The sequence below is a fragment of the Flaviaestuariibacter flavus genome (assembly GCF_004337505.1).
GTDB lineage: Bacteria > Bacteroidota > Bacteroidia > Chitinophagales > Chitinophagaceae > Flavisolibacter > Flavisolibacter flavus.
Window position 1 is genome coordinate 118,418 of sequence record NZ_SJZI01000001.1, and the last position, 18,532, is coordinate 136,949.

General features: G+C 57.4%; 21 protein-coding genes. 11 read left to right on the forward strand and 10 right to left on the reverse strand.

Translation table 11 applies throughout. The features are described from left to right. Nucleotides 1–94 precede the first annotated feature (94 nt). On the forward strand, nucleotides 95–823 hold the full coding sequence (locus EPD60_RS00435; RefSeq protein ID WP_131445589.1) for a DUF92 domain-containing protein: 729 nt from the start codon (nucleotides 95–97) through the stop codon (nucleotides 821–823). A 36-nt stretch (nucleotides 824–859) separates the two neighbouring features. On the opposite strand, the gene EPD60_RS16755 is transcribed toward EPD60_RS00435, so the two are convergent. The 6 genes from EPD60_RS16755 to ric all read right to left on the reverse strand — a co-directional run bounded on the left by EPD60_RS16755 (nucleotide 860) and on the right by ric (nucleotide 5,092). Further along, on the reverse strand, nucleotides 860–1,027 hold the full coding sequence (locus tag EPD60_RS16755; RefSeq protein WP_165871350.1) for a hypothetical protein: 168 nt from the start codon (nucleotides 1,025–1,027) through the stop codon (nucleotides 860–862). A gap of 66 nt (nucleotides 1,028–1,093) precedes the next feature. Then, nucleotides 1,094–1,291: a hypothetical protein gene (locus EPD60_RS00440; protein ID WP_131445592.1), complete on the reverse strand. Its 198-nt coding sequence runs from the start codon at nucleotides 1,289–1,291 to the stop codon at nucleotides 1,094–1,096. Between the two features lie 127 nt (nucleotides 1,292–1,418). Next, nucleotides 1,419–1,778, reverse strand: a complete 360-nt coding sequence (locus tag EPD60_RS00445; protein WP_131445596.1) for a hypothetical protein — start codon at nucleotides 1,776–1,778, stop codon at nucleotides 1,419–1,421. Between the two features lie 65 nt (nucleotides 1,779–1,843). After that, entirely contained in the window at nucleotides 1,844–2,731 is an 888-nt protein-coding gene (locus EPD60_RS00450) for a transporter (protein ID WP_131445598.1), read from the reverse strand. A 42-nt stretch (nucleotides 2,732–2,773) separates the two neighbouring features. After that, entirely contained in the window at nucleotides 2,774–3,136 is a 363-nt protein-coding gene (locus EPD60_RS00455; RefSeq protein ID WP_131445601.1) for a hypothetical protein, read from the reverse strand. 1,266 nt (nucleotides 3,137–4,402) lie between these two features. Beyond that, nucleotides 4,403–5,092, reverse strand: coding sequence for an iron-sulfur cluster repair di-iron protein (gene ric, locus EPD60_RS00460; RefSeq protein ID WP_131445604.1), 690 nt, complete (start codon nucleotides 5,090–5,092; stop codon nucleotides 4,403–4,405). A gap of 229 nt (nucleotides 5,093–5,321) precedes the next feature. Here ric and EPD60_RS00465 point away from each other — a divergent pair, with 229 nt between their 5' ends. From EPD60_RS00465 to hemN, 5 genes are all read left to right on the forward strand, one after another. Then, nucleotides 5,322–5,792: an RrF2 family transcriptional regulator gene (locus EPD60_RS00465; RefSeq protein ID WP_131445607.1), complete on the forward strand. Its 471-nt coding sequence runs from the start codon at nucleotides 5,322–5,324 to the stop codon at nucleotides 5,790–5,792. Between the two features lie 6 nt (nucleotides 5,793–5,798). Next, the gene (locus EPD60_RS00470) at nucleotides 5,799–6,521 is read left to right on the forward strand and encodes a DUF542 domain-containing protein (RefSeq protein WP_131445610.1); all 723 of its coding nucleotides are present in this window, start codon (nucleotides 5,799–5,801) and stop codon (nucleotides 6,519–6,521) included. Nucleotides 6,522–6,561: 40 nt separating this feature from the next. Then, nucleotides 6,562–8,145: an ATP-binding protein gene (locus EPD60_RS00475; RefSeq protein WP_243647733.1), complete on the forward strand. Its 1,584-nt coding sequence runs from the start codon at nucleotides 6,562–6,564 to the stop codon at nucleotides 8,143–8,145. A gap of 68 nt (nucleotides 8,146–8,213) precedes the next feature. Further along, the gene (locus EPD60_RS00480; RefSeq protein ID WP_131445613.1) at nucleotides 8,214–9,272 is read left to right on the forward strand and encodes a response regulator; all 1,059 of its coding nucleotides are present in this window, start codon (nucleotides 8,214–8,216) and stop codon (nucleotides 9,270–9,272) included. Nucleotides 9,273–9,553: 281 nt separating this feature from the next. Then, nucleotides 9,554–10,933, forward strand: a complete 1,380-nt coding sequence (hemN, locus tag EPD60_RS00485) for an oxygen-independent coproporphyrinogen III oxidase (protein ID WP_131445616.1) — start codon at nucleotides 9,554–9,556, stop codon at nucleotides 10,931–10,933. A 91-nt stretch (nucleotides 10,934–11,024) separates the two neighbouring features. Here the strand turns inward: hemN and ytxJ are convergent, their stop codons facing one another. Both ytxJ and EPD60_RS17285 read right to left on the reverse strand, forming a co-directional pair. Next, entirely contained in the window at nucleotides 11,025–11,360 is a 336-nt protein-coding gene (gene ytxJ / locus EPD60_RS00490; protein ID WP_131445619.1) for a bacillithiol system redox-active protein YtxJ, read from the reverse strand. Between the two features lie 5 nt (nucleotides 11,361–11,365). Beyond that, nucleotides 11,366–11,497, reverse strand: coding sequence for a hypothetical protein (locus EPD60_RS17285; RefSeq protein ID WP_262708823.1), 132 nt, complete (start codon nucleotides 11,495–11,497; stop codon nucleotides 11,366–11,368). A gap of 58 nt (nucleotides 11,498–11,555) precedes the next feature. Here EPD60_RS17285 and EPD60_RS00495 point away from each other — a divergent pair, with 58 nt between their 5' ends. The 4 genes from EPD60_RS00495 to EPD60_RS00510 all read left to right on the forward strand — a co-directional run bounded on the left by EPD60_RS00495 (nucleotide 11,556) and on the right by EPD60_RS00510 (nucleotide 15,524). Beyond that, a complete protein-coding gene (locus EPD60_RS00495; protein WP_131445622.1) occupies nucleotides 11,556–12,920 on the forward strand; it encodes a UDP-N-acetylmuramate--L-alanine ligase in 1,365 nt (454 codons plus the stop codon). A 60-nt stretch (nucleotides 12,921–12,980) separates the two neighbouring features. Then, entirely contained in the window at nucleotides 12,981–13,751 is a 771-nt protein-coding gene (locus tag EPD60_RS00500; protein WP_131445625.1) for a 3'-5' exonuclease, read from the forward strand. An 18-nt stretch (nucleotides 13,752–13,769) separates the two neighbouring features. Then, entirely contained in the window at nucleotides 13,770–14,540 is a 771-nt protein-coding gene (locus tag EPD60_RS00505) for a polyprenol monophosphomannose synthase (protein WP_131445628.1), read from the forward strand. A 75-nt stretch (nucleotides 14,541–14,615) separates the two neighbouring features. Next, nucleotides 14,616–15,524, forward strand: a complete 909-nt coding sequence (locus tag EPD60_RS00510; RefSeq protein ID WP_131445631.1) for a DMT family transporter — start codon at nucleotides 14,616–14,618, stop codon at nucleotides 15,522–15,524. A 138-nt stretch (nucleotides 15,525–15,662) separates the two neighbouring features. Here the strand turns inward: EPD60_RS00510 and EPD60_RS00515 are convergent, their stop codons facing one another. After that, nucleotides 15,663–16,379, reverse strand: a complete 717-nt coding sequence (locus EPD60_RS00515; protein WP_131445634.1) for a hypothetical protein — start codon at nucleotides 16,377–16,379, stop codon at nucleotides 15,663–15,665. 87 nt (nucleotides 16,380–16,466) lie between these two features. On the opposite strand from EPD60_RS00515, the gene EPD60_RS00520 reads away from it, so the two are divergent. Then, a complete protein-coding gene (locus EPD60_RS00520) occupies nucleotides 16,467–16,952 on the forward strand; it encodes a SixA phosphatase family protein (RefSeq protein ID WP_165871351.1) in 486 nt (161 codons plus the stop codon). A gap of 180 nt (nucleotides 16,953–17,132) precedes the next feature. Here the strand turns inward: EPD60_RS00520 and EPD60_RS00525 are convergent, their stop codons facing one another. Next, entirely contained in the window at nucleotides 17,133–18,491 is a 1,359-nt protein-coding gene (locus tag EPD60_RS00525; RefSeq protein WP_131445640.1) for a dihydrolipoamide acetyltransferase family protein, read from the reverse strand. Between the last annotated feature and the right edge of the window lie 41 nt (nucleotides 18,492–18,532).

Consider the following 18,532-nt stretch of genomic DNA (forward strand, 5'->3'; position numbering starts at 1 on the left):
AATCGTCATGGCGACATTTTCCCGCCTATACCAACCTGGTAACCGCTACGGTTGTAATTCGCTTGCGTGAAAACGCGTCGTACTATCTTGTCGGATGTTCTCTTATGTGATTATCCTGGCAGCGGCGCTGCTCGCGGTCTTGCTCCGGAAGCTGACGCCGGCGGCCGGCGCCGCGGGTGCCGCGGTGGCGGTATTTATGTATCTCGGTCTGGGATATTGCGGCCTGGCCCTGTTGGGCGCTTTTTTTCTGCTGGGCACAGCCGCCACTTCCTATAAAGGTGCGTGGAAACAGGAGCTTGGCCTGCGGGAAGCCGCCGGAGGGCGCCGCGTGGCGCAGGTGCTGGCCAATGGCGGTGCGGCCGCTACCGCCGCCCTTGGTGCCGCAGTTGCGGGTCGGTACCACCGGCCCGGATGGGTAATCGATCCTTCGCGGGTGCACCTATTGCAGGTGATGGCAGCGTCGGCGCTCAGCGCAGCCACGGCCGATACGCTTGCCTCCGAGCTGGGCAATGTGTTTGGCCGCAATTACTTCGACCTGCGCTCGCTTCGTCGCGGCACCCGGGGCGCCGACGGTGTGGTCAGTCTCGAAGGAACGGTGGCGGGCTTTACCGGGAGCTGTGTAATCGCTGCAATCTATTACTGCGGGCTGCACCAAAGCATCCGGGCAGCGCTGGTCATTGTCGCCGCGGGCACCTTCGGCAACCTGCTCGATTCCTGGCTGGGCGCCACGCTGCAGCGCTCGGGCCGCCTGTCAAATGACGGCGTCAATTTTTTCAATACGCTGGCGGCGGCGCTGTTCGCGGCGCTGCTATTGCTTTTATAATCTGCAAACAGCAACGCCGCGATACGGTCGCTTCTCTTAGCTGCCGCGGTTAGCGCCGGTGGAGCGCACTTTCTTGGGTGCGCCGGCGGGCTTCGACATATTGCCGCCGCCACCGGTCATAAACTGCGAGCCCTTGCCTTGCGGCTTCTGTGTTTTACCAGAGCCCTTCCCGTTCTTCTTGTTATTGTTGTTCAGAATCGACATGGCAGATGTTTGTTGCCAAATCTAGGCAATTGCGGGTTAACACGCAACGCATAAGCCTGGTGGTCATCACTTTGCGGATTGCTGGCGGGCGAGTTTGCGCACCTGCGCGCGAAACAGCAGGACGGCGATCATCAGGGCCGATACGAGCCCGAGCGATACAGCATCCGTTGTGCTCAACCTGAAGCCCGCCACCGGCGGCGTGGAAGCGAATGCGGCGGTGCTGCTGACAAGTGCGAGGAGAGCGAGGGTCATCTTCATTTTCATGATCGGAAATTTGAGGTTGATCGATACTGCAAGATTCGGCTCAAATTTTCCCGGCGCGGCTTACCTGCTTCAGCTTCAAAACTGATTTTTGTCAGGATGAAAAAAGCCGGCGGTTGCCGGCTTTGGATTATTGTACCTGGAAGGGCACGCTTTTCTTCAGCAGGTGCCCGTCGTGATCAAGATAGAGCGTGAAGTTGGCTTCCATACTCTGTGGTGCCGTGCGGTCGTTTATCCAATATGCATTGATCCGGAGCGTATCGTTGTGATCGTGGATGTGCTCAAACCAGATATTGGCGGTGTCGTTCGCCTTGCGCACAAATACATCGTAGCCGTGTATGTTTTCGGTAGAAATGGCGGTTGCTACAAAACGTACGGTGTCGCCGTTGCGGTAGGTACCGCCTGCGGTGGGCTGCGCAATGTCGAGCGTGGCGACCGGGATAATATCATCTGTTGGTTCCACGTCGCCGGAGTGCTTGGAGCATGCCATTAACGGGAGTGTAAGCAGGAGTATGTTTCTGAACATGATGTTTTTTCTCTGAGTGAATACGTTTCTTAAAAGGAAAAGGAGGCGTGCGCCGAAAATTTAGGCTCCGCGCTGATCTGGCCGTCGGCAAGGTGCTGGCCGGCCGCAAACTGGTAGTTTAGGCCCAAAGTAATTGCCCGGGTGCTCAGGTCGATGCCTCCACCGGCGTAAGCTACGGTACCGCCCGAGTGCCGCTGAAGCACATTGTGGTCGGCATCGCGGCTGAGCGCTTCGTGGCTGAGCTGCAGGTAGGGCAGGAGCGACCAGTTGGCCCATTCGTAGCGCCAGGCCGCCAGCAGGCTCAGGTTCAGCACATCGCCATACCGGAAGCCATCGGCATTCGACGTATTGTACTTATACGATCCGCCGGCACCGAAGAGCCATTTACCGGTGCTGATGCGGTAGGAGCCGTTGACGATATAGTCGGTGCTCCCGGTGCCGAGCTGGAAATTCTGGTCGGCGGCCTTATTGGTGCCGGCAGGAGTAAACCGGCCCGTTGCCAGCTTCAGGCCCGCGCCCGCAAGCACCGTATGGCGGACTTTTTCCGTGGAATGATCCCATACCTTGTATTGGGCCAGCAGGGTGATGTCACCAAGGCCGCTCAGGGTCCGGTTGCCCGACTCCGAACGGAGCATATTCTGCTGCCACGGGAGCAGCGCCAGCAATTGCAGCTTTTTGCCAACCCGGTACTGCCCGCTGAGCAGGATACTGCGGTAGGTTTCCCTGCTTGGCGCGTCGTCGATGGGGAAGGTGCGGTAACTCCGGGAGATATATGAAAGCCCGATATAGCTTTTGGAAAGGTGCGGAAAGAGATAGGGGTTATAGTTGCTGACGCCACAGCCGCAGATATCGCAGGCCCGTGCAGGCGCAGCAAGCAGCAGGCTGCAGGGCAGCACAGCGTAAACGAGTTTTTTCATGTCGCCGTTTTGAAATGAAGAATTGCGTGTCCTTGATGCGGATCAGGCAAGCGGCGGACGAAACACAGCGCTCCCGTGCGGCTGTGGGAATAAAGAACGGGGGTGATCGATGTGGTTGATACGGGATGCAAGTGGTTGCGCCAGGGCCACTTCATAGCGGTGTTGCGGCCAGGCAACTTCCAGGAATTTGGCTTTGCCGGCCGTGCCTGCCGACTTCTGCTCTTCAGCCATCCGTTTCATCAGCTGGCATTTGCCGCGGCATTTGAGCTGGGGACGGTTCCGGTTTTCGCAAAGCTTCGCCGCGATCCAGGCCTGATTGGCACGGAACTCCGCCAGGATGATCCATTTCCCGAAGGATTGGACCAGCACGAGCAGGAGCAATATGGGAACCAGCAGGAATTTCATGAGCGCGTGCAAATATCTGCCATTAGTACTTCGCGAAGGCGTGATTTTCCTCATGATCCTGATAAAAATCAGGCCGGCCATTGACAAGGGAGACCATAAGCGCCGAGCCGCCCTTCGAGTTTTGCGCGATGAATCCTGCCCTCGATGCCATGGCCGGGCGGCGCTGGCGCCGGCTGCTGCGCTGGTCGTTCGCTAACCTCCTGGTGGTGGCCTTGTTTGGCCTGTTGCTCCGGGCGATGCCCTTCCTGCCGCCGCTTCCTTTCAGCTACCGCAACCTCCTGCACGGCCACTCGCATTTTGCCTTCGGGGGATGGGTGCAGCCTGCATTGTTCGGCTTGCTGCTTCGCTACTTTCCCCTGCTTGCCGAAAACGGGAGGGGGCGACACTGGACCATCGTATCGGTGCTGGTGATCGCATCGGCATGGGGCATGCTGCTTTCGTTTCCCGTTCAGGGCTATGGTAGCGTCAGCATTGCCTTTTCCACGCTTTCACTCGCGGCCGGTATCTATGCCGCAGTGCTGGCATGGCGCGCGCTCGCGGAAGCGCCAGCGTCAGCGGCGCATTCATTTATAAAGTGGGGCTTTATCTGGATGACCCTTTCTGCGATCGGGCCTTTTGCCACCGGCCCTATTGCCATAATGAAGGGTGTTGACTCGCCCCTCTTTCGCGACGCGGTTTATTTCTACCTCCACTTTCAATATAATGGTGCGTTCTCGTTTTTCGTGCTTGCCCTGATGCTCCGGGCCGGGATCGTGCGCACAAGCGGGCAAAGCTCGCGAACGGTATTTCTACTGTTCAATGCGTCGGTGGTGCCCACTTTTGCTTTGTCGGTTTTGTGGCATAACCCGGGCCCGGCCTGGAATTTCGCAGGCGCGGCCGGCGCCGGGTTGCAGCTTGCCGGGTATGTTGTGCTGCTGGGCGGGTTCAGGCGGGGGCAACATCTGATGGCCACGGTCAGCCTGTCGGCGCTTGGCCTGAAACTCTTGCTGCAGTTCCTCAGCGCGCTTCCGGCGGTTGCCGCGCTCGCGGCCGCTCAGCGGGGTTTCGTGATTGCCTACCTGCACCTCGTGCTGCTGGGTTTTATCAGTTGCTTTGTGTTTTCCCAGGTAAGCGGAAGCCCCCGCTGCCGGCGCGGGGGCTTCCTGTTTCTTGCGGGCTTCGCCGCTACCGAGTTACTGCTGGCGATGAACGCATCCGGCCTTTATTTCCCGCAAAACGGAGCGGTGTTGCTGGCGGCAAGCGGACTGCTCCCCACCGGCATTGCCTTTATGATTGCGGGTATGCGGCTGCCTTCGGAAAAAGCAGGTTATTTTCCAGGTGCACGTGCCGGTGCAGGTCTTGCGCAAAGTCCCCCAGGGCCGCGATCGCCATCCGGTGCGTGGTGCAGGCGCCTTCAGGCGCCGTATAATCCTTGGTGAGTTGCCGGATCTTTGCGGTAAGCGTGCCGGCACGGTCATGCTCGGATTCCATCACTGCTACCGGCCCACTGATAGCGCTTCCGGCAAGCGAGCCGGCTTCAACGAGGCGGATCCGCGGGAACAGAACCTGTTCTTCTTTTTGCATGTGTTCTGTCAGGCCTTCCAACAGTTCCGCAAACAGATGGTAGACCTCAATGATATACGGAAGGCGGTCGCCATGCTTCGATGCGACGCGTGCCAGGTAATGCGCCACCTGCGGACCGTTTACTTTCACGTAGGTGTGGTGTACGCGCTGGATGTAGCCGGCGAGCTCCGACAGGCCAAAGCTGTCAAAATTCGGTGCGGCGTCCGGTGCCGCGGTTGCGTTTTCCAGTTCGGCGATAAGTGTACCCGGGTCGATGCCTTTTTCCGAGCAGGCATCGGCAAGTGGGCGTTTGCCCTTGCAGCAAAAGTCGAGACCATGCCGCTCAAATACGCGGGCGGCGCGAAAGTCGTTGCTGACGATTTGCGAAAGGGTAAGGCCGGTTTCAATTTGCATGCTGTATCAATTTTCAGTGAAAGATGATTTTTAGCGCGCGGCATCGTTCGGGTGTGTCCTGCAAAAGCGATCGGGTCAAAGCTAGCCGGGGGCGGCAGGCGGGTGGGTGAGGCTTGTCAAACGCCCGGTTGATAGGTGTCAACAGCTGAGAAAGCTGCTTTTTTTCAGTTCAACGTATGACACAGGTCATGTTTCGCGCCGGAAGGGCCGGGTAGCTTTGTTGCTTCATATGCTGTTTTCAAAATCATTCGGATATGCCCTGCGGGGCATCCTTTATATCGCCGCCTCCCAACAGGAGGGCCGCCCGGTGCAGGTAGAAGACATTGCCCGGGAGCTGGAAGTGCCCAAATTCTTCCTGGCCAAGATCCTGAAGGGACTGGTTAAGGAGGGCTTCCTGGCTTCTCTCAAAGGCCCCCGTGGCGGCTTCCGGGTGCCTGCTTCCTCGCTGAATCGTCCGCTCATCGACCTGCTGGCTGCCACCGACGGCCTTGAGAACTTTCATGCCTGCGTATTGCAGCAGAAGGCCTGTAACCCCGCCAATCCCTGCCCGCTGCACCCGCACGTGCGCGAGATGCAGAACTGTCTCCGCGATATGCTCACCAAAACACTTATGAGCAGCTTTCTCAACGACGGTCCGGAAGTATTGCTCCGCAGCCTGGGCACCGACCGGACCGGGATAGCGCTCCTTACCAGCAACTAGTTCTGTATGCCGACAAAATCCGTCTCCGAGCTGGTGCGCGACGATTACCGCGCCGCCGACGTTTTTAAGAAGTGGGGGATCAATTACTGCTGTGGCGGTCATGCGCCGCTCGCGGAGGTATGCCGGATCCCCGGCTTCGACCAGGAACTCATCGAAGCCGAGCTGCGCGACGCCCGCCGCGGGCGCAGCCTCCCGGCTTCCATCGACTCTATCAACTGGCCCCTTCCGTTCCTGGTTGATTATATCCAGCATGTGCACCACAGTTTTGCCCGAAATGCCGGCCTCCGGCTGCAACAGCAGCTCGAAAGCTTCGTGCCGGGTCATCTTAAAAAATATCCCTACCTCGCCGAAGTCCAGGATGCATTCAACCTCCTGATGGTTCAGCTGCTGGAGCACATGCGTGACGAAGAAGAGCGCGTTTTTCCTTACCTGCGGCAGCTTTTCAGTGCTTATGAGAGTAAGGAATCGTACGGCAAACTGTTCGTGCGCACCCTGGGCCGCTCGCTCGACACCGTGCCGGAAGAGCACCGGCGGATCGAAGCAGCCTTACTGAATCTTCGGTCGCTCACCGGCCACTATACCTTTGCCGAAGCCGCTTGCACCAACCACCAGGTGATCTATCACTGCCTTCGCGAGTTTGATGAAGACCTGGTGCAACACATGCATCTCGAGAATAATGTGCTGTTTCACCGGGTGGCGGAAATGGAAAAAGAACTGCGTGCGCTTTGAGGAAGGGCTTTAAGTTTGTGCAAAACCCCGCTCCGTGAAAATGCCGCAGCTTTCCCACCGGCAGGCTTCCTGGCTTGCCGCGATCGCTTTCTTCCTCACCATCGCCCTCAACTGGTGGATGCCGGGCTATTCCATCAGTCTCAGCGGTTTGCTGGTGGTGATCTTCCTGTCGGTTTTTGTAAGCACGCGCAGCTCCACCATTATTGCCGGCGTGGTAAGCGTCATTGTTGTGCTGGGCTTCATGTTCTATTCCATCAGCAAGCAGCAGGGCGACAGTTGGACGCAGTACGGCTTTACCGCACTTATGATCGTGTTCACCACGCTCATCGTACTATATATCAAGAGCCTCATCTCCGCCATGCAATTCGACAAGTCGCACATGACCTCCCTGTTCGAAAATGCCACTGAGGGTATCATCCTTACCAATAGCCATGCGGAGATCATATTGATAAACCCGGCGGCTACGCGCATGTTCGGGTATGATGAAGAAGAGCTGATCGGCAAGCCTGTAGAAACCCTGCTGCCCAAGAAATACCGCGCCGGCCACGTGCAGCTGCGCGACCATTTTTACCACAACCCCAGCAACCGCCGCATGGGGTCCGGCCGCGACCTCAACGGGCAGCGCCGCGACGGTTCCAACTTCCCGGTGGAGGTGAGTCTTTCTTCGTACAAGCAGCAGGACAACCAATACGTGATCGCCTTTATCGTGGATATTACCCACCGCAAGGAGATCGAGCAAAGCATGCTGGATCAGCAGCAGCAGCTCGAGAAGGTCACCAGCGACGTGCGCAAGCTCAATTCAGAACTGGAAGCCAAAGTGGAGGAGCGGACCCTTATCCTGAAGGAAGCCCTGCAACGGCTCGAGCAATCGCAGGCCGAGCTGAGCGAGGCGCTTGACAAGGAGCGGCAGCTCAACGAGATCAAGAGCCGCTTTGTGTCGATGGCGTCGCACGAGTTCCGGACGCCGCTCAGCGCCGTGCTTTCTTCGGCATCGCTGCTTGCCAAGTATACCACATCGGAGCAGCAGCCCAACCGCGACAAGCACATCAACCGCATCCGCGACTCGGTGAAGCACCTCAACGACCTGCTCGAGGACTTCCTCTCGCTGGGTAAGCTCGACGAGGGAAGGATCGGCGCGCAGCCGGTTCCCTTCAACCTCCCGGAAACGGTGAACGATACCATCGACGACGTGCGCGGCCTGGTGAAGGACGGCCAGGAGATCCGCTTCGCCCACCAGGGCGCCGAGCGCGTTTTCAACGATAAAAAGCTGCTTCGCAATATCCTCATCAACCTGGTGAGCAACGCGTTGAAGTTCTCCGACCCCGAGGGCGAAGTGCTGGTGGAAAGCCATGTGAACGGCGAAACAGCCGAGATCACCGTCATCGATAAGGGCATTGGTATTGCCGAGGAAGATCAGCAGCACCTTTTCTCGACCTTTTTCCGCGGTAAAAACGCGATCAACATCCAGGGTACGGGCCTTGGCCTGCACATTGTGAAACGCTATACTGACCTGATGGGGGGCACCATCAGCCTCCGGAGCAGACTGGGAGAGGGGACGACCGTAGTTGTCCGGTTCCCGGTACGCCTCAAGGAAGAAGGGGCCGAAAATGGCAACCGGTTTTAAAAGTTCCGGAACCCGGCACCGGTGCTGGTTAACGAACAGAATTAATACTCAACAGACGCTTTATTTATATGGGAAAGACGATTCTTGTTATTGACGACAACAACGACCTGCGGGAAAACACCGCCGAGATCCTCGACCTGGCGGGCTACACCACCCTTACCGCCGAAAACGGCAAGCGGGGCGTGGAAGTGGCCAACCGCGAAAAGCCCGACCTCATCGTATGCGATATTATGATGCCGGAGCTTGATGGCTACGGGGTGCTGCACCTGCTCCGGAAAAACCCCGACACCGAGCGGATCCCCTTTATTTTCCTGACCGCCAAAACCGAGCGCAGCGACTTCAGGAAGGGGATGGAAATGGGGGCCGATGACTATGTGACCAAGCCTTTTGAAGATATCGAGCTGCTCAACGCCATCGAGGTGCGGCTCAAAAAGAGCGACGTGCTCAGCCACAACTACGCACCTTCCGCGCAGGGTCTTTCGCAGTTCGTAAAGGATGTGAAAGATTCGGGCATGCTCCAGCAGCTCAGTGGTCAATACGACGTGGAGCACTTTGCCCGCAAACAGACCGTGTATGCCGAAGGCAAGCGGCCGCGCTTCCTCTATTACCTCGTAAGCGGCAAGGTGAAGGCTTTCAAGGTGCACGAGGATGGCAAGGAATACATCACCGACCTTTTCAGCGCGGGCGATTTCATCGGCTATAAAGCCCTGATCGAGGATGCGAATTATGATGATACTGCCACGGTGCTGGAAGACGGCGAACTGATGCAGATACCGCGCGATGAGTTCCTGCAGCTTATCCACAGCGATATCAGCATTGCCGCCAAGTTCATTCAGATTATGACGCAGAACGTAAAGGAAAAGGAGGAGCGCCTGCTCAACCTGGCCTACAGCTCGCTCCGGAAGCGGGTGGCCAAGGCCCTGGTGGACATCCACGCGAAGTTTTACAGCCAGCGCCCCGATTCGGTCATCGAGTTCTCCCGCGACGATATTGCCCAATATATCGGCACCGCCACCGAGTCGCTCATCCGCACGCTCAGCGACTTCAAGAGCGAAAAGCTGATCGACATCAAAAGCGGTAAGATCTCTATTATTAACCTGGAGAAGCTGAAGAACCTATTGTATTGAACTGTCGGGAAGGCCCGGTGAAATCCAAAGGCGTCGCTTGCGCGACGCCTTTGGCGTCATTGCGAGCGCAGCGAACCAAACTCCGGCTTTACGCAGGGTGTTCGCAGGCCGAGAAGTTGCGCATTGAAGCTTTTCCAGGTAAGGTCAGTCTTCAGGTCGGGGAGTTTGCTTCGCTGCGCTCGCAATGACAGGCTGCGCCTGTCCGCTGTGCCTGATTACACTCGTTCTCCCACCTAACACGGGTCATTTTCCCCGCGACCACGTCCGGGTAGTTTTGTGTTATGAAACCGGAAGCCGTGAGTCCCTTGTTGGTGCGTAAATACAATCAGCCCGTGCCGCGCTATACCAGCTATCCAACCGTGCCGTACTGGCAGGAAGGCATCAATGTCGATGCCTGGAAGGACGTATTCCGCGAAACCTTTCACCAGGAGAACCATACGCAGGGTATCTCGCTTTATATCCACCTTCCGTTTTGTGAGTCGCTGTGTACCTACTGCGGCTGCAATAAAAAGATCACCACCAACCATTCGGTGGAGGAGGAGTACCTCCTGGCGATCGCAAAAGAGTGGAAGCTTTACCGCAAGCTGATGCAACAAACACCGGTCATCCGCGAGCTGCACCTCGGTGGGGGTACGCCCACGTTTTTTTCGCCGCGCAACCTGCAGCGGCTGCTTGACAGCATTCTTCGCGACAGCATCGTGCATCCCCAGCATGCCTTCAGCATCGAGGGGCATCCCAATAACACTACGCCGGCTCACCTGAAGGTGCTTTTCGAGGCCGGCTTCCGCCGCATCTCTTACGGGGTCCAGGACCTCGATCCGGAAGTGCAGCGCGTCATCAACCGCGTCCAGCCCTTTGAGCGGGTGCAGGAAGCCACGGAGGCGGCGCGCGATGCGGGCTTCACGTCGGTCAACTTCGACCTGATTTACGGCCTGCCGCTGCAGACACTTGAAAGCATCGAAAACACCATTGGTGCCGTGATCAAACTGCGGCCCGACCGCATTGCCTTCTACAGCTATGCGCACGTGCCCTGGACGAGCCGCTCCCAGCGTCTCTTTGACGAAAGCCACCTGCCCTCACCCGAAGAGAAGATCCTGCTCTACCTTAAAGGAAAGGAGCTGCTTATAGCCGCCGGCTACGAAGACATCGGCATGGACCATTTTGCCCTGCCCGGCGACGAGCTCGCCCGTGCCCGCGCCGAAGGGCGCCTGCACCGCAATTTTATGGGCTACACTACCCAGGATACCGGCCTGCTGCTTGGTCTCGGTGTATCCAGCATCTCCGATGCCGGCGGTGCCTATGCCCAGAACGCGAAGACGCTCCACGATTATTACGCCGACATCAACAAGGGAGTGCTGAGTGTGAAAAAAGGATATTTTCTCAATGAGGAAGACCGGGTGTTCCGGAAATACATCCTCGATATCGCCTGCCGTGGCGCGGCGCGCTTTCGTTCCGATGATGCGGCGCTGTTGCGGCAGTATAGCTTCCCGCTGCTGCAACCTCTTTCGGAAGACGGGCTGCTTCTCTGGAACGAGCAGGGGCTGCAGCTGACCGGCCCTGGCTACCAGTTTCTCCGCAATGTTTGCGCCGCCTTCGACCTGCACCTCCTGCGGGGCGCGGCTTCCGGCAACGGCACCGGGCGCTTCAGCAAGGCGATCTGACCCTGAACTGGCTTTGCACCAAACGAACAAGGGATGCCACCGGCATCCCTTGTTAACTATCTTTTATTCCGCGCACCGTGGCGGCTCCCGGTTATGCCATGGACACCTGGTCTGTAATATCCTGCATCGAGATGCCCAGGTGGCTGTCGTCGTACACACATTCACCATTCTTGATCACAAGCACCTGCGGCGATTCGTGGTTGACACCAAAGTGCTCCGCAACCTTAAGGGACAGGGGACGATGGGTAAGCACATCGAGGAGGTAAAACTCCGAGCCCGCCGGGGCGGCGCCCTTGTTTACCCGCTGAAAAGCCACATTGGAAATGGAGCAGCGCGTGCTGTGCTTGAAAATAACCTGGGGCAGCTCCCTGGAGCGCTCAACAAGCCCGGTAAGTTCTTCTTCCGAGGTAAGATGTTTCCACTGCATGGGCCTTAGATTTTCGAGCTCTGCGATTGCTTGAATGCGGTGGCAGGGCATCCGTACTTGCTGCGCGAGGTAAAGCAGGAGCTCATGGTGAGCGCCAGTGCGCCAAGCAGGACCAGGGATGTGATTTTGTTTTTCATGACAAGGGGTTTGACCGTAAACGGATTAATATTGCCGGATACTTTTGCAAAAATAGCAATGAATATCCACTTTATTTCCATAGGCGGCTCGGTGATGCACCAGCTCGCCATAGCACTGAAGCGAAAAGGATACCAAATTACCGGGTCCGACGACGAGATCTTTGAGCCGGCCCTTTCCAACCTGCGCGCCGAAGGCATCCTGCCCGCCGAAACCGGCTGGGTGCCCGAAAAAGTGCACCCCGGGCTCGACGCCGTCATCCTCGGGATGCATGCCCGCGAAGACAATCCCGAGCTCATCCGCGCAAAGGAGCTCAGGCTCCCGATCTATTCCTTTCCCGAATACATCTACCAGGAAAGCCGCGACAAGAAGCGTGTGGCGGTGGGCGGCTCGCACGGCAAGACCACTACAACGGCGATGATCATGCACGTGTTGCGTGCCGCCGGCCGCGATTTCGACTACCTCGTCGGCGCCCGCCTGGCCGGCTTCGACCAGTCGGTGAACATCACCGACGCGCCGGTGATCGTGTGCGAGGCCGACGAATACTCCGCCTCGGCCATCGAGCGGCGCCCCAAGTTTCATTTCCTCTTTCCCCATATCGCCATCCTTACCGGCATCGCCTGGGACCACATCAATGTGTTTCCCACCTTTGACAATTACCTGGAGCAATTCCGGATTTTCATCGGGATGATTGAAAAAGACGGTATTCTTATATACAATGAAACCGACGAAACGCTGGCGCAGCTGGTGGAGGAAACCCGCCGCCCCGATATCCGCTACGCACCCTACGGCGTGCCGCAGCACCGCATCGACCGGGGCCAGACGACCCTGACGATCGACGGCGCTACCAGCGCCATCAACGTGTTCGGCAACCATAACCTGCTCAATGCCCATGCTGCCTGGCTGGTATGCCGCGAGCTGGGCCTCGATGCGGAGACCTTCGTAAAGGCCATCGCCACCTTCACCGGGGCGGCCCGCCGCCTGGAGCTGCTGGGTAAGAACGAGCAGACCATTATCTACCGCGACTTCGCCCATGCGCCTTCGAAGGTGAAGGCCACCATCGAAGCCGTGCGGCAGCAGTTTCCGGACCGCCGCCTGCTAGCCGTGCTGGAGCTCCATACTTACAGCAGCCTCAACGCCGAATTCATGGGCGAATATGCCGGGGCGCTCGATGCCGCCGACGAAGGGGTGGTGTTCTATGCGAAGCATGCCCTCGAGATCAAGCGCCTGCCCGACCTGCCCGCCGATGCCGTGCGTGCCGGCTTTGCCAACGAGCGCATCGCGGTGATCAACGACCGCGCGGCATTAGAAGCCTGGCTGGAAAAAGCTTCGTACGAAAACGCCGTACTGGTTTTGATGAGCTCAGGCAACTACGACGGGCTCGAGCTGCAGCCGCTCGTGGCGCGGATCACCGGTAATCTTTAACATTTGAGCGCGCTCAATACGCTATCTTTAGGCCCTCTTAAGAACCACAGACACACGTTCATGCTACAACTGAAAAAGCCCCTTGCGGTCATTGATATCGAGGCAACCGGAAACAACGTGGCCACCGACCGCATCGTGGAGATCGCCATCGTGAAACTGCTTCCCGACGGCACCCGCTCGGTTAAGCGCAAGCTGCTTAACCCCGGCATTGAAATTCCGCCCGCCATCGTTGACATTCACGGCATCACGAATGAGATGGTAAAGGACGCCCCTGTTTTCAAGCAGGTGGCCCAGGAGCTGAAGCAGTACCTCGACGGCTGCGACCTGGCCTGCTACAATGCCTATCGCCTTGACGTGCCGCTGCTGGTGGAGGAGTTCATCCGCGCCGACGTGGACTTTGATATGAAAAGCCGCAAGGTGGTGGACGTGCAGAAGATCTATCACCAGATGGAGCAGCGCAACCTCGCTGCCGCCTATAAATTCTATTGCGATAAAACCCTCGACGGCGCCCATGGTGCGGAGGTGGATGCTTCGGCAACCGCCGAGATCCTCTTTGCGCAGGTGGAACGTTACCCGCAGCTGGGCAATTCGCTCGATACGGTCATCAAGGCCGTCGGCGAAGACCAGATCATCGACTTCGCGCGCCGTTTCGTGTATAACGAAAAAGGTATCGAGAGCTTCAACTTCGGCAAGCACAAGGGCCGTACGGTTGCCGATGTGCTGAAGGCCGAGCCCCAGTATTACGACTGGATGATGAAGGGTGAGTTTCCGATGAATACAAAGCAGAAGCTCACCGAAATCTATACCCGCATCATGCTAAAGAAGGCTTAAGCAACGTTACTACTGCTCGTGGAGAAGATCGTCATTATACCAACTTACAACGAAAAGGAAAACGTAGAAGCCATCATCCGCGCGGTGCAGGGGCTTAACGACGGTTTCCATGTGCTCATCATCGACGACGGCTCGCCCGACGGCACCGCCGATATCGTGCGCGGCCTGATGCGGGAGTTCCCCGGCACCCTCTTCCTGGAGGAGCGTCGCGGAAAGCTCGGGCTCGGTACGGCCTACATCCACGGTTTCAAATGGGCACAGAAGCACGACTACAAGTTCATCTTCGAGATGGATGCCGATTTCTCACACCCCGTGGCCAAGCTTCCGGAGCTGTATGCAGCCTGCAAGACCGGCGGCGCCGACGTAGCCGTGGGCTCGCGCTACGTGCGCGGCGGCGGGGTGCACAACTGGCCTACGGATCGCATCGCGCTTTCAAAAGGAGCATCGGTGTATACCCGGATGATCCTCTGGATGCCGGTGGCCGACCCCACGGCCGGCTTCGTCTGCTACAAGCGCGAAGTGCTGGAGGCTATCAACTTCGACGAGATCCACTTTGTGGGCTACGCTTTCCAGATCGAGATGAAATTCGCGGCCTGGAAGCTCGGCTTCAAGATCAAGGAAGTACCGATTCTCTTTACCGATCGCACTTACGGCGAGTCGAAGATGAGCAAGGGCATCGTCAAGGAAGGCATCCTGGGTGTGCTGAAGCTGCGCTGGTACAGCCTTTTTACTTCTTACCGCCGCAAAGTGCGGCAGCGGGAGGGTTCCGTGCAGGAAGTAAGACAATAATTCCCGGTAATTTTTTGGGAAACCCGGATTCGCATACGGCGATATTCGGCATTCGATACCCGATATTCGCCATTCATGCGAAAGGCGCTCCTTCAACTTCATGCTGCCGTTTTTCTCTGGGGTTTCACCGGCGTACTTGGCCGCGCCATCACCCTTAGCCAGACCTGGCTGGTGTGGTACCGGTTGCTGATCACCGTGGTAAGTCTTTGGATACTCTATGCCCTGCTGGGTAAGATTCGCAGGATGCCCCTGAAGTCGGCGCTGTTCATTGCCTTTATCGGGTTTATCCTCGCCCTGCACTGGGTGTGCTTTTACGGAAGCATCAAGTACAGCAATGTTACGATCGCCCTTACCTGTCTTTCCACAACGGCGCTGCTGGCTTCTTTCCTCGAACCGATCATCGTCGGCCGCCGTTTCGATCCCTGGGAGATCGGGCTGGGGCTTTTTGCCATCGCCGGCATTATCCTGATCTACAATACCCACCTTCAATTCTCCACCGGCATCATCATCGGGCTTGTTTCGGCCGTGTTGACGGTTCTCGTTTCGGTCACGACCAAAAAGATCATCGATCGTTTCGAGCCGGAAGCCATCACGCTCTACCAGCTCACCGGGGGCTTTGCGGGGCTCACCTTGCTGCTGCCCGTATACCAGCATTTCTTTCCGGAGCCCAACAGCGTTCCGGTCGCCAAAGACTGGCTCTGGCTGACGCTCCTGAGCTGGGCCTGCACCATCGGTACCTTCTTTTTGTATATCCGCGCGCTGAAAAAAGTAAGCGCTTTTACCATGAACCTGGTGCTGACCCTGGAGCCGGTATACGGCATCGTGCTGGCCTTTGCGCTTTACCGCGAAAACCGCGAAGTAAGTCCCTGGTTCTACCTGGGCTTCGCCCTCATCTCGGTTGCCGTAGCCTTCCATATGTGGCGCCTGCTGCGGCCGAAGAAAGAAACGGTGACGATGGCGGAGAACCCGATGCAGGAGATGTAGAAGAAATTTTTCGATGTCTGATGTCTGATGTCCGATTTGGCTGGCGCCTGCTATCCTTGATTCGGTCGGTCTGGGCACAGCGACGAAGTAATCGGCTTCCAGAATGCATTCACGATTCACGATTGACGACTCACGTCCTCACGCCGCTATACTCAGGTACTTCACCAGGCTCCTTTTCGCGATTGGCAGAAGCGTCTCCTCGTAGGGGAACTGCAGTCCCGTTTCGATGCTGTAAACAGCGGGGTTGGGCAAGTCGGCACGCCGGCGGATCAGCTCGTATTTTACCTGTTCGTAGGTTTGAAAGGGGCTACGGCGCCACTCGTCGAGGAAGGCGGTCTTAATGCTGCGGTATTTCTCGTCGTGCTTTTCAAAAATGGAAAGGCGGTACTGGTAAACGCGCATCTGGCGGGCATCGCCGGCGCTGAGGAAAAAGTAGCCTTCCTGGATGTCGAGCGGCACGAGGCCCACCGGCCCGATATTTAGGTTGCCTTCCACGAAATCGTAGATCTCGGCCCCGTTGTCGATGGTGGTCTTCAGTTTGGCTTCTGAATAATGGATGATCTCCTCGAGTTCCGTCATCAGCTCGTCGTCGGCGATCATCTGTTCATACAGCAGCTGCAATTTTTCAATCTGAACACCGGTGAGTTTTTTCGGGAAATGCTCCTGGAGGTATTTCTTGTTCTCGCGGAACGCCAGGATGTTGTTGTAATGAAAAACAACATCAGCCAGCTGCGGGTACAGGCGGTTTTCGTTGAAATAGCGGTTTGTTTCCTGCAGGTAGGCCAGCAGGGTGTATTTCTTCAGCTCGAAGTCGATATAGCCTTCGGCAAACCAGGTTTCAGATAGCTGCTTCATAGGCGTATGTTTGCTCCATCCAATTTACGAACGGTAAAAAAACAAATAGAGTACCGGAATATTTTTGACCCGTTAAATTTTTCAACCATGTGGCGCTACCTCACTGTCTGCTCTCTGCTGCTTGCCTCCTGCCAGACTACCCGTTATTATATTGTGCGTCACGGCGAGAAGGCCGCTCCCGGCGCCTCCATGAGCAGTGATGTGCCCCTGTCGGAAGCAGGCGAGCAACGCGCCCGCGACCTGCGCGGCCGCCTGCTGGGCAACCACATTCAATACGTATACAGCACCAACTACCAGCGCACCAAAGCTACGGCCCGTCCGACGGCAGAAGCGATCGGCGCCGGTATCGAAACCTACGATCCTAAAGACACAAGCTTCGTTGCGCGTGTGCTGGCGCGGGGCAAGGGTAACGCGCTCATCGTGGGGCATTCCAATACGGTCGACGACCTCGTGAACCGGTTCATGGGGCAGCAGTTGTTGCAGGACCTGCCCGACACCGCCTATAACAACCTGTTCATCATTACCCGGAAGGGGAAAAAGCTTTCGTTTGCACGGGAGCGTTACGGGAAATAAGAAGGCGTGGAAGTTGAAAAAGGTTTTTCACCACTAAGAAAAGAAGTTAAATAAGCGATCCGCTAAGTTATAATAGAAAAGGTCCTGCCGCAGGCAGGACCTTTTTAAATGTATTCCTTAGCGTAACAACTTCTTTTCTTATTCTCTTCGCGGTGAAAAACCTTCTTTTCCTTTTAATCCTTAGATCGCCCGGTTCAGGTCGAAGTTTTCCAGCTCATTGGCCACAGCCGTGAGGAAGGTTGCTCCAAGCGATCCATCCACGATGCGGTGATCGTAAGAGAGCGACAGGTACATCATATGGCGGATGGCGATGGAGTCGCCGTGCGGCGTTTCGATCACAACCGGGCGCTTCTTGATGGCGCCGACGGCCAGGATGGCCACCTGCGGCTGGTTGATGATGGGGGTACCCATCAGCGAGCCAAAGGTGCCGACATTGGTGAGCGTGAAGGTGCCGTCGGAAATATCTTCCGGCTTCAGCTTGTTATTACGTGCGGCATCAGCCATGCCGTTCACCTGCTTGGCCAGGCCAACGAGGTTGAGTTGCTCGGCATTCTTAATTACGGGCACGATCAGGTTGCCGCTCGGAAGGGCGGTAGCCATACCGATGTTGATGTCCTTCTTGACAATGATGCGGTTGCCGTCAACCGAGGAGTTGATCAGCGGGAACTTCTTGATGCAGCGCACGATGGCCTCGATGAACAGCGGGGTGAAGGTGATCTTGGTGCCTTCGCGCTTTTCGAATTCCTTCTTGGCCCTTTCGCGCCACAGCACGAGGTTGGTAACGTCGGCTTCGGTAAACGAGGTGACGTGCGGGCTCGTATGCTTGCTGCGCACCATGTGGTCGGCGATGAGCTTGCGCATGCGGTCCATCTCGATGATCTCCACGTTGCCGGGGTATTGGGCGGGCGCAGCGCTTGTTTCCACCTGGTTCATCGGGATCACGAGCTCCTGCTTCGGGGCGCTCGCGGATGCAGGAGCCGCAGCCTGGGCGGCCGGGGCGGAAATCTTTCCGGCTTTCTTATCGGAAACGTACTGGAGGATATCTTTTTTGGTCACACGGCCTTCGTTGCCGGTGCCGGCGATCGCTTCGAGTTCCTGCATGCCTACACCTTCCTGGGCGGCGATGTTGAGCACGAGGGGGGAGTAGAAGCGGCCGTTGCCTGCCGAGGCAGTAGCCGCCTGGCCGTTTACCGAAGGTGCGGGTTGGGGAGCCGCACTGCGCGGTGCTTCCGGCGCGGGTGCCGGAGCGGCCGCTGCTGGGGCGGAAGCGGGTTCCGCAGTCGAAGTGGCGGCAGAAGCACCGGTGCGGATACGGGCAATGACAGTGCCGATCGGCACCACGTCGTTGACATTGAACAGTACTTCCTCGATGGTGCCTTCAGCGGTGGAGGGCACTTCGGAGTCTACCTTGTCGGTGGCGATCTCCAGCACGGTCTCGTCCATCTTAACGGCGTCGCCGGCTTTTTTGTGCCATTTAAGGATCGTCGCCTCCATGATGCTTTCGCCCATCTTCGGCATTACCAGGTCAACAGTGGCCATATCGTTGTGAATGTGTTTAAGGGGTTTGTGTTGCAAACAAT

What these genes read in the sequence shown, in the direction of transcription:
- EPD60_RS00465 (WP_131445607.1), top strand. Translation starts at nt 5,322, where the DNA reads ATGCTGTTTTCAAAATCATTCGGATATGCCCTGCGGGGCATCCTTTAT.
- EPD60_RS00480 (WP_131445613.1), top strand. Translation starts at nt 8,214, where the DNA reads ATGGGAAAGACGATTCTTGTTATTGACGACAACAACGACCTGCGGGAA.
- EPD60_RS17285 (WP_262708823.1), bottom strand. Translation starts at nt 11,497, where the DNA reads ATGAAAAACAAAATCACATCCCTGGTCCTGCTTGGCGCACTGGCGCTC.
- ytxJ (WP_131445619.1), bottom strand. Translation starts at nt 11,360, where the DNA reads ATGCAGTGGAAACATCTTACCTCGGAAGAAGAACTTACCGGGCTTGTT.
- EPD60_RS00435 (WP_131445589.1), top strand. Translation starts at nt 95, where the DNA reads ATGTTCTCTTATGTGATTATCCTGGCAGCGGCGCTGCTCGCGGTCTTG.
- EPD60_RS00510 (WP_131445631.1), top strand. Translation starts at nt 14,616, where the DNA reads ATGCGAAAGGCGCTCCTTCAACTTCATGCTGCCGTTTTTCTCTGGGGT.
- EPD60_RS00495 (WP_131445622.1), top strand. Translation starts at nt 11,556, where the DNA reads ATGAATATCCACTTTATTTCCATAGGCGGCTCGGTGATGCACCAGCTC.
- EPD60_RS00520 (WP_165871351.1), top strand. Translation starts at nt 16,467, where the DNA reads ATGTGGCGCTACCTCACTGTCTGCTCTCTGCTGCTTGCCTCCTGCCAG.
- ric (WP_131445604.1), bottom strand. Translation starts at nt 5,092, where the DNA reads ATGCAAATTGAAACCGGCCTTACCCTTTCGCAAATCGTCAGCAACGAC.
- EPD60_RS00445 (WP_131445596.1), bottom strand. Translation starts at nt 1,778, where the DNA reads ATGGCATGCTCCAAGCACTCCGGCGACGTGGAACCAACAGATGATATT.
- EPD60_RS00515 (WP_131445634.1), bottom strand. Translation starts at nt 16,379, where the DNA reads ATGAAGCAGCTATCTGAAACCTGGTTTGCCGAAGGCTATATCGACTTC.
- EPD60_RS00470 (WP_131445610.1), top strand. Translation starts at nt 5,799, where the DNA reads ATGCCGACAAAATCCGTCTCCGAGCTGGTGCGCGACGATTACCGCGCC.
- EPD60_RS00500 (WP_131445625.1), top strand. Translation starts at nt 12,981, where the DNA reads ATGCTACAACTGAAAAAGCCCCTTGCGGTCATTGATATCGAGGCAACC.
- EPD60_RS16755 (WP_165871350.1), bottom strand. Translation starts at nt 1,027, where the DNA reads ATGTCGATTCTGAACAACAATAACAAGAAGAACGGGAAGGGCTCTGGT.
- EPD60_RS00440 (WP_131445592.1), bottom strand. Translation starts at nt 1,291, where the DNA reads ATGAAAATGAAGATGACCCTCGCTCTCCTCGCACTTGTCAGCAGCACC.
- EPD60_RS00450 (WP_131445598.1), bottom strand. Translation starts at nt 2,731, where the DNA reads ATGAAAAAACTCGTTTACGCTGTGCTGCCCTGCAGCCTGCTGCTTGCT.
- EPD60_RS00475 (WP_243647733.1), top strand. Translation starts at nt 6,562, where the DNA reads ATGCCGCAGCTTTCCCACCGGCAGGCTTCCTGGCTTGCCGCGATCGCT.
- EPD60_RS00455 (WP_131445601.1), bottom strand. Translation starts at nt 3,136, where the DNA reads ATGAAATTCCTGCTGGTTCCCATATTGCTCCTGCTCGTGCTGGTCCAA.
- EPD60_RS00525 (WP_131445640.1), bottom strand. Translation starts at nt 18,491, where the DNA reads ATGGCCACTGTTGACCTGGTAATGCCGAAGATGGGCGAAAGCATCATG.
- hemN (WP_131445616.1), top strand. Translation starts at nt 9,554, where the DNA reads ATGAAACCGGAAGCCGTGAGTCCCTTGTTGGTGCGTAAATACAATCAG.